The sequence below is a fragment of the Streptomyces sp. NK15101 genome (genome assembly GCF_020400725.1).
Lineage (GTDB): Bacteria > Actinomycetota > Actinomycetes > Streptomycetales > Streptomycetaceae > Streptomyces.
The window spans coordinates 1-8,858 of sequence record NZ_JAINVG010000155.1; the positions used below are offsets into that span (position 1 = coordinate 1).

Consider the following 8,858-nt stretch of genomic DNA (forward strand, 5'->3'; position numbering starts at 1 on the left):
TTGACGAAGTTGTCGACGGAGCCGAGGCGGGAGAGGTACCGCTCGGGGATCTCGCTCTGGTAGGCGGTGTCCCAGACGATGCCGCAGGCGGCGGTGGTCAGGGCGCACAGGGCGAAGGTGGCGCCGAGGACGGCGGTGGGCAGTTCGTCGCGCAGGGTCAGGGCGGTGAACTGCAGGACGGCGCCGAGGGTGACGACGACGGCGGCGGCCTTCCAGGGGTGCTGTTTCGTCGTCGACATGACGGCGAGCGAGCCGAGGAGGGAGCCGATCGCGAGGCAGGTGGCGAGGACGGACCAGGCTCCGGCGCCACCGAGGGACTCGACGGCGATGACGGGTCCGGCGACGGCGGTCAGGCCGATGCCGAGGGAGACGACGAACCACAGCGCCATGCCGAAGGAGAACCACGGGTAGCGGGCCATGACGGCGAATCCGGCGCGGAAGCGGTGGTCGGTGTCGGCGTTCGCGGCGTCCGTTCCGGCGGCGTCCGCGGGGGTGTCCGGGGCGGGGGCGGGGGCCGTGCGCCGGAGGGGGGTGTGCAGGCGGGTCAGGCGCAGGAGGCAGAGGAGGTTGACGGCGAAGGAGGCCACGTCGAGCCAGAGGATCCAGGAGAAGCCGACGGTGCTCATCAGGACGCCCGCGAGGACGGGGCCGAGGAGGAAGCCGACGTCGGCGACGAGGGAGAGCAGGCCGTTGGCGCGCTGGAGGCGGTCCTCGGCGACGAGTTCGGGGGTCAGGCCGATCTGCGCGGGGTTGTACAGGGCGGTTCCCGCGCCGTACAGGGCGGCGGACAGGCACAGGTGCCAGCTCTGCAGCGGCAGGGGGGAGACGGCGACGACGGCGAGGGCGCCCTGGGCGAACAGCCGCAGCAGGTCGGCGCCGATCATCACCTTGAGCCGGTCGTGGCGGTCGGCGAGCCGGCCGCCGGTGGCGACGAGGAAGAAGCGTGCTCCCCACAGCGAGAGCAGGACCCAGGTGAGCGCGGCCGCCGAGTGGGAGACCTGGTAGGCGGCGAGGGCGAAGGCGACGGGGACGGGGGCGTCGCCGAGCTTGGAGACGACGTGACCCGCGAAGAACGTCGCGAAGCGGCGTTCGCGGAACATCGCTGCCTGGTCCTTGAGGGTGGCGGTGAGCACGGGGCGGGTCATCCTTCGCAGATCAGGAAGTCGTTGCGGGCGCCGAAGGCGACCAGGGCGCGCAGGTCGGCGTCGGGCAGGTCGCTGTCGGCGGCCAGCCGGTCGTAGGTCAGGGCGCCGCCGCGGGTGAGGAGGGCGACGGTCCGCTCCAGGCGGCGGTCGAGCCGGATGCGCCGGCCCATGGTGGTGACGGTGAGGTGTTCTTCGCCGGTGGTGACGTACGGGGGGAAGCGGCTGGCCCAGCGGATGCGGGTGCCGGCGTTGACCTCGCCGGTCAGGACGCTGCGCAGGGAGGCTCCGGCGCGGCGGTCGGGGCGCATGGCCAGGCGGGTGGTGAGCCATTCGGGGTCGGGCTCGGGGGCGGTGCGGCCGACGAGTTCGTGGGCGGCGCGGGTCTCCTCGCGGACGTCGGCGAACGGCTCGTAGCCGACGGTGAGGTGGACGGTGAGCTCGCCGGTGCCGGAGACGCGGTGGGCGGTGTCGCGCGGGACGGACAGGCACATGCCGGGGGTGAGGACGCGGTCGAGGCTGCCGGGGGCCAGGTCGCGGGAGCGGGCGCCGACGCGGGAGTCGACCTCCCAGTGCTTGCGGCCGAGGAGTTGCAGGACGAGGGCGTCGTGGTCGTCGCTGTGGACGTCGAAGGCGGACGTCTCGCCGGCGGTGATGTAGCAGTTGACCCAGGCGCGGGCGCGCAGCAGGTATTCGAGGGCCTCGCACAGCAGCATGACCCGCTCGTCGAGGGCTTCGAGGTGGCTGATGACGAGGGTCGCGCCGCGTTCGACGGCGCTGTGCAGGTAGGCGGGGACGAGGGAGGTGTGCAGGACCTCCCCGTCGCCGACGCGGGAGCGCATCCAGCGGCTGCGGTCGACCTGGCGGCCGGACTCGACGAGCCGGAAGTTGGTGGCGAGGGCCCCTGGTCGGGCGAGGGCGGACCAGACGCCGGCGAGCAGGGCCTCGTGGGCGGTGGTGTCGGTGTCCGCGGCGGGTTCGTGGAGGCGGACGCCGCCGGCGTGCGGCTCCCGGTCGCCGAGGCCGGCGAGGAGGGCCTGGGCGTGGGCGAAGGCGTCGAAGCCGGTCATGGCGCGGTCACCGCCCCCACGCCGCAGAGGCTGAGCGCGATCTCCTCGCGGCGTTCCGGCGCGAGGAGGTCGGGCAGGACGGCGGTGAGCTCTTCGAGGGTGAAGGGGGCGTCCGAGGCGGTCGCCTTCTCCAGGTCGGTGAAGTCGTCGGGGCCGGGGCCGGGGACGATGAGGGTGCGGCCGCGGGCGACGAGGGTGGTGCCGCGGTGATGGGGGGCGGCGGCGACCACGCCGGGCCGGGCCCAGCGCAGCGGGGCGTGGGGGGCGGGGGCGGTGCGGGGCAGCGCGGCGGGGTGGGGCCGGCTGACGTAGCCGTTGGTGCGCAGGCGGAGCTGGCCGAGGGCGATCTCGTGGGCGACGCGGTCGGCGAGCGGGGCTCCGGGGGTGTCGGCGTCGTCGGCGAGCAGGGTGCGGGCGCGGTCGGTGATCTCGTCGGCGGCCGGGTAGGCGGCGAGGGCCCCTGCCGGGCGGGCGGCGCGCCACAGGGCCTCGGTGATCAGGGCCCGGGTCTTGGCCGGGTAGAGGGTCAGTCCGAGGAACGCGGAGGGGCCGAGGTTGCGGAACACGTGGTACGTGTCCCGGGGGATGCAGAGGAAGTCGCCGGGCTGGAGCAGGTGACGCTCGGCGGTGGCGAGGTGTTCCTCGATGTCGAAGGTGATGCGGCCGAACGACGGGCTGGGCGTGATGTCGGACGCGTCGAACGGGTTGTCGTGCCAGACCCAGACCTCCTTGGGGGAAGGCCCGAGGTGGAAGATGAGCGAGGGCTCGGAGTCCTTGTGGATGCCGAACGGGGTCCAGCCGGAGTGGGCGACGAAGGTGTACGCGTCGGTGCCGGACGGCAGTTCGTGGGTGCCGTCGGCGACGAGCTCTCCGACGAGCCGGGCGACCTCGGCGGCCAGGTCGAGGTTCCAGGAGGAGATGTCGTTGACGGCCAGGCACTCCTCGTCGCCGTCGGCCGTGCGGGCCAGCCAGTCGACGGCGCTCTCCTCGTCGGCGACGGGGGTGTCCACGAAGCGCTTGGTGAGCCGGTAGTCGAAGGCGCCCGGGCGGAAGGCGCGCAGGCGCAGGTCGCCGGGGGCGTGGCGGGTCGCCGTGCGCAGGCCGTCGTCGATCAGCCGCGCGAGGTGTCCGGGGTCGGCGACCAGGCCGGGGAGGAACACGGTGCGGGCGAAGTCCGGGGCGTGCTCCGCCGCGAACGTCTTCCAGATCTGCGTGTCGATGCTCATCCAACTCACCACTCGTTCGGGGAAAACGGCCGACGCGGCCGGCTGTCCCTTGGACGACCGGCCGCGTTACGGTGCGGGCCTCAGTGGCCGACGTCCTGACGCGGGCCGAACTCGGCCTCGAAGTCGTAGTTGTCGTCCTCGAGGATCTCCATGACGAGGTTCTTCTCGTTCTCCATGTCATTCATTCCTTTCCGTTCGGTGATTCACGAGTGTTCTCCCGCTGGGGCGGCGGGAAATTCTGGAGCATTCAGTTGGAATCGAGCGGCCCGTCCGGCTGGGTGGGATTCTCTGTGCTTTCCGGTCCGTTCTGGAAATTACTCTGACACGAAATCAAGAGGGGTGTCAGCACTTTTCCTTGGCACAGAATGTCCTTGGCATCGTTGTGTCACACGAGGCCGCTGCGGGCGGCCTGGAGGCCGAGTTGGAATCGGCTGTGGGCGCCGAACCGTTCGGAGAGGCCGGAGATCATGCGGCGTTCGCTGCGCAGGGAGATGCCGAGCCTGCGGGCGGCCGCCTCGTCGGTGAGTCCTTCGGCGAGGAATCGCAGCAGGGCTCGTTCCTGCGGCGAGTACGCGGCCGTTTCGCCGGTTTCGCCGTCCGCGTCCGGGAGGGGTTCCGCCTGGTCCCACAGATGGGTGAACAGGGCGCGCAAGCCGGTCAGGGCTCCGGGTTCGCGCAGGAGGACGGCCCCCTGGTCGGGGTCGTCCGGGTCCAGGGGGAGAGCGGCGCTCGCGCCGTCGACGATCCGCAGCTGGAGGGGGAGGGAGGGCAGGGTGCGGATCTCCGCGCCGGCCTGCGTCAGCCGGCGGACCGCCCTCCGGCGCTCGGGGGTGCCGCCGGTGCTGTCGAGGTGGAGGACGCTGACCCGTACGCCCCGGGCGAGCAGGTCGAGGTGGAGGGGGACGTCGATCTCCCAGGGGCCGCCGCCGGACACCGTGGTGGGGGCGAGGGCGAGGAGTTCGCCCCGGGCCCGGCCGGTGAGGTCGGTCTGGAGGCGCTGGACGGCCTCGGTTCCCCTGAAGCGTTCCACGACGCCGTCCCTGGGGTCCCGGCCGAGCGCCGCGTAGTCGCTGAGGAGGTCGGCGACCGCGGCGCGGCTCGCGTCGATCTCCAGCTGGGTGCGGGCGAGTTCGTTCTGGCGGCGTTCGAGCAGCGCGCCGAGGCCGGCCCGGGGCGGCACGAGCCGCAGGGCGCCGGAGGCGTCGCCGGTTTCCGTCGAGCGCAGCAGCGCGAGGTCGGCGAGGGTGTCCAGGGCCCGGGCGACGGTGGGGCGGTCGGTGTCCAGGGCTTCCGCGAGGCGGTCCACGCCCCAGGAGGGGTGCTCCAGCATCAGCCGGTAGACGGCCTCCGTGCCGAGGTCGAGTCCCAGTACGCGCAGCATCAGCGTCCCCCCGCGGTCGTCCGTGGACGCCGGGGCACGTGCGTGCCACGGCATGTTCGTGGCCTCGCCGGGTCTGGGGCGGGGCCGGTGGTGTGCGGCACACTCGGCGTGTGCACCTCGTCGAGTTCGTCTTCGCCAAGCCGCCGGAAGCACCGGACCTGTCCTCCGACGCTCTGCTGGCCGAGCTGTGGGCGGCGTGCGGGCCGGGTGACGGCGTGGAGCACGTACGGGTCCACGCGAGCCGGGCCGGTGCCCGGGGTGTCGCCTTCCTGCTGGCTCCCGACGAGGCGAGCGCCGTACGGCGGTGCCGCACCGTGTGCCGGCGCGCTCTGGCGCTGTCGCCCGCGCTGGGCGGCTGGCGGCTCGCCGGGCCCGTGGAGGCATGACGCCGGGCGGCGGGTCGTGCCCGTACCGGCGCGACCACCTGCCCAAGTCTCCGCGTACCGCGGGATGCTCCTTGCCACGTCCTCATTCTTGGACTAGCGGGCGGCGCGACGCTTCTCTCTGCGTGCGGAGCCGGGCGGCGGCCGTCCGGGGCGAGGTCCGCACCCTGGGAGTTGGCCGGCCGGTCCGCGGGTCCCGACGATGAGCTCGTCCGTACCCCACGCGAAGACGAGGACGCGCCGGTGCCCCACATCGAGATCACCCATGATCTTCCCGGCATCAGCGGGCTGTTCGCCCAGCGCCCGGACACCGCGGGCGTGCTGTCGGAGCTCGCCGAGACCCTGCTGCGCAGTGGTCCGTCGCCGCTGATCCGGGGCGAGCGCGAACTGATCGCCGCCTATGTGTCGCACCTGAACCGCACCGCCTTCTGTGCCGGTTCGCACAGCGCGTTCGCGGCCGCGCAACTGGAGGGCGGCGCCGAGCTGGTGGCGTCCGTGCTCGCCGACCCCGACACGGCGGCGATCACGCCGCTGCTGCGGGCGCTGCTGAAGGTGGCCGCCGAGGTGCAGGCGAAGGCGGCTCCCGTCTCCGACGGGGCGATCGCCGCGGCCCGCGCCGAGGGCGCCACGGACAGCCACATCCACGACACGGTCCTGATCGCGGCCGCGTTCGCGATGTTCAACCGGTACGTGAACGGTCTGGCCACGGACGTTCCGTCCGATCCGTCCTTCTACGACGTGAAGGTTGGAATCATCGTCCACCACGGTTACGGCGCCGCGCGCTGACGTCCCGTCCGCGCCGTCTTCCCCCAGGAGGCTGACATGGCCTGGTCCCGCACAGACATTCCCGACCAGAGCGGCAGGACCGCGCTGGTCACCGGCGCCTCCGGCGGCATCGGTCTGGAGACCGCCCGGGTGCTCGCGGCCCGCGGGGCGCACGTCCTGCTCGCCTGCCGCAGCGTCGGGCGGGGCCGGGCGGCCGCCGCCCGCATCGGCGGCAGCACCGAGGTGGTCCGGCTGGACCTGGCGTCGCTGGACTCGGTGCGGGAGGCGGCGGCGCGGGTGCGCGGCCGGTACGAGCGCCTGGACCTGCTGGTCAACAACGCCGGGGTGATGTTCCCCGCGTACCGGCGCACCGAGGACGGTTTCGAGGCGCACTTCGGCGTCAACCACCTCGGGCACTTCGCGCTGACCGGTCTGCTGCTCGATCTGATGGCGGCGGTGCCGGGCTCCCGGGTCGTCACGGTCGCCAGCCTCGCGCACCGGGCGGGTCTGGGGGCGCTGGACGAGGCCGGGGCGCGGTCGTCGACCGGGCGACGGTCGCTGACGGCGTACGGGCGTTCCAAGCTCGCCAACCTGCTGTTCGCGCGGGAGTTGCAGGACCGGCTCACCGCGGCGGACGCGGCCACGGCCTCGCTCGCCGCGCATCCGGGGCTGTCCCCGACCGGTCTGTGGCAGGGCGATCCGCCCCGGTTCCTGCGGCCGGTGGCCGCGGCGGGGCTGCGGTGGCTGGCCCAGCCCGCGGACCGGGCGGCGCTGCCGTCGCTGCGCGCGGCCACGGACCCGGGTGTGCCGGGCGGCGCCCATCTCGGCCCGTCGAGGCTCTTCGAGAGCCGGGGCGCGCCCGCCGCGGCCCGCTCCAGCCGGGCGTCCCGGGACGTGGCGGCGCGGGCCCGGCTCTGGCGACTGTCCGAGGAGCTGACAGGCGTGCGGTACGCGTTCCCGCCGGCCCCCGGGGTGGCGGAGCCGCCGGTGGCGGTGTGTCCGGTGACGGGCGCGCGGGGGTGAGCGGCGTGCCGGAGGGGAGCATCGCGGCCGGTGTGGGCACGGGCCTGGACCGGCGGGGCCGGTTCGGGCCGGTCGCGGCCTGGGCGTGGATGTGGCGGAACTTCGACACCGTGCTGCCGGACGTGACGGGCGCCGCCTGGCAGGCGGACGCCGCGGGCCCGCCCGTGCGGGCGGCGGAGGCGGAGGGGTACGCCCGCTTCACGGCCCGCGGGCCCTGGTGAGGAGGGACCTCACGAAGTGGACGCGGGGTGTTCTCCCCGTGTGCTGAACGGGCCGCCGGGGCCCCCGGTGAGGCGTCGGCGCGCCTAGCGTGTCGCCGCGTAATCCCCCATCCCCTCATGGAAGGCGGCATGTCATGGCGCAGACAGCGCAGCGGCCCGCCCCCGTCGGTTCGCGGCCGGAACGGGCCGTGGCCGCCGGCCGTCCCGCCCCGTCGTTCTTCTTCAACGGCCACGTGCCCCGTCGGCGCGCGCTGGTCATCGCGGTCAGCGCGCTGTTCGGCTTCGCCCTGACCGTGGTGTGGTCGGCGAAGTTCGTCGACCGGACCATCGGTGACACGGTCGCGGACACGCTGCTGGGCCACACCGCCAAGGGCACCCCCATCTCCGGCGCGCTCGCCGGCGTCTTCTTCGCCCTGGTGACGGGCATCGCCGGCACGTTCACCGCGTGCAACATCGCCGTGTTCAGCGCGCTGGCGCCGCTGACCGGTGGGCGGTCCGACTCCCGCCGGAGCCGGATGGCCGCCGCGCTGCGTCCGCTGGGGCACCTCGCGGCCGGAGCCGTCGTCGTGTCCGCCGTGTACGGCATGCTGGTCGCGATGTCCGGAAGGGACATGCCCCAGTTCGACCAGAGCCAGGGCGGCGGCGGCCTGTCCGGCCGGCTGATCCAGGCGATGGTGGTCTACGGGATCATCGGCCTGGTCATGACGTACCTGGGCCTGGCGGCGCTGGGCGTCGTGCGCGATCCGCTGGCGGGGCTGTCGGCGCGGTACCCGAGCGCGCCGATGCTGTTCATGGGCGGCCTGATCGGGGCGTTCCTCATCGGGCGTCCCTTCCCGCTGTTCCGCCAGCTGTTCCGGGACACGGCCCAGAGCCACAACGTGCTGTACGGGTCGGTGGCCTTCAGCCTCCAGACACTGGGCAACATCCTCGTCATGTCGGTGCTGTTCCTGCTGGTGACCGGTCTGTTCGGGGACCGGCTGCACCGGTGGATGACGGCGCGGCCGAGCCGTGCCGCGGCGCTGATGGCGGCGGGGTTCATCGCGGCGGGCGTCTTCCTGGTCCTGTACTGGGACCTGCGGATCCTGGCCCGCCGCGACCTGATCTGGTACCCGATGGCGCCCTGGGCTGCCTGAGCGGGCCCCGTACGCGCGAGCGGCCCGGCCGGAGGTTCTCCGGCCGGGCCGCTCGCGTCGAGAGGGTCAGGCCGCCGCGGCGGCAGCGGCGGTGGAGGCCACGGCGCCGACGAGCTCGCCCGCCGCGTCGACGAGGTCGAGGGCGGTGAGCTGGGGGTCGTCCAGGACGGGAACGAGGTCGGCGAGGACCTGGGCGAAGCGGCCGTCGTTCTCGTGGGTCATCGCGATGTTCCCCTCCCACAGGGCCGCGCGGATGCGGCCGGGGGTGAGCATGCCGTCCCCGGCGGTCGAAGCGAGGAGCAGCTCGGCGACGCGGCCTTCGAGCCGGGTCGGGCGCCAGGCGCCGCTGCGGAAGTCGACCATGATCTCCTCGACGCTGCGGCGAGCCCGCTCGGTGGCGACGGGCTCCAGGAAGAGGCTGGTCTCGGACGGGGCGATGATCGTGGACACGGTGATTCCTCTCGGAGGTGCGGACGGGACTAGTCGAGGCCGGCGGCGGCGCGCAGGGCGGCGG

Annotated in this window: 10 protein-coding genes; 5 read left to right on the top strand and 5 right to left on the bottom strand. The window is 73.8% G+C overall.

Features of this window, described 5'->3' with window-relative positions; all coding sequences use genetic code 11:
- The 4 genes from K7G60_RS37580 to K7G60_RS37595 all read right to left on the bottom strand — a co-directional run.
- The coding region (locus K7G60_RS37580; RefSeq protein WP_225805456.1) for an MFS transporter at positions 1–1,133 on the bottom strand (1,133 nt) is incomplete at its 3' end.
- 8 nt (positions 1,134–1,141) lie between these two features.
- The gene (locus K7G60_RS37585; protein WP_225805457.1) at positions 1,142–2,212 is read right to left on the bottom strand and encodes a cupin domain-containing protein; all 1,071 of its coding nucleotides are present in this window, start codon (positions 2,210–2,212) and stop codon (positions 1,142–1,144) included.
- Positions 2,209–3,438 carry a hypothetical protein gene (locus K7G60_RS37590; protein ID WP_225805458.1) on the bottom strand — a complete coding sequence of 410 codons (1,230 nt, stop codon included), beginning with the start codon at positions 3,436–3,438 and terminating at the stop codon, positions 2,209–2,211. Before K7G60_RS37590 ends, K7G60_RS37585 begins: the two co-directional genes overlap by 4 nt.
- A 385-nt stretch (positions 3,439–3,823) precedes the next feature.
- A complete protein-coding gene (locus K7G60_RS37595; RefSeq protein WP_225805459.1) occupies positions 3,824–4,819 on the bottom strand; it encodes a helix-turn-helix transcriptional regulator in 996 nt (331 codons plus the stop codon).
- A gap of 110 nt (positions 4,820–4,929) precedes the next feature.
- On the opposite strand from K7G60_RS37595, the gene K7G60_RS37600 reads away from it, so the two are divergent.
- The 5 genes from K7G60_RS37600 to K7G60_RS37620 all read left to right on the top strand — a co-directional run bounded on the left by K7G60_RS37600 (position 4,930) and on the right by K7G60_RS37620 (position 8,344).
- Complete coding sequence (locus K7G60_RS37600; RefSeq protein WP_225805460.1) at positions 4,930–5,205, top strand: hypothetical protein; 276 nt, start codon at positions 4,930–4,932, stop codon at positions 5,203–5,205.
- Positions 5,206–5,445: 240 nt separating this feature from the next.
- Entirely contained in the window at positions 5,446–5,988 is a 543-nt protein-coding gene (locus K7G60_RS37605; protein ID WP_225805461.1) for a carboxymuconolactone decarboxylase family protein, read from the top strand.
- Positions 5,989–6,024: 36 nt separating this feature from the next.
- The gene (locus K7G60_RS37610) at positions 6,025–6,990 is read left to right on the top strand and encodes an oxidoreductase (RefSeq protein WP_225805462.1); all 966 of its coding nucleotides are present in this window, start codon (positions 6,025–6,027) and stop codon (positions 6,988–6,990) included.
- Positions 6,991–6,995: 5 nt separating this feature from the next.
- A complete protein-coding gene (locus K7G60_RS37615; protein ID WP_225805463.1) occupies positions 6,996–7,211 on the top strand; it encodes a hypothetical protein in 216 nt (71 codons plus the stop codon).
- A gap of 134 nt (positions 7,212–7,345) precedes the next feature.
- Positions 7,346–8,344, top strand: a complete 999-nt coding sequence (locus tag K7G60_RS37620) for a hypothetical protein (RefSeq protein WP_225805464.1) — start codon at positions 7,346–7,348, stop codon at positions 8,342–8,344.
- Positions 8,345–8,410: 66 nt separating this feature from the next.
- Here the strand turns inward: K7G60_RS37620 and K7G60_RS37625 are convergent, their stop codons facing one another.
- Positions 8,411–8,794 carry a hypothetical protein gene (locus tag K7G60_RS37625; protein WP_225805465.1) on the bottom strand — a complete coding sequence of 128 codons (384 nt, stop codon included), beginning with the start codon at positions 8,792–8,794 and terminating at the stop codon, positions 8,411–8,413.
- Between the last annotated feature and the right edge of the window lie 64 nt (positions 8,795–8,858).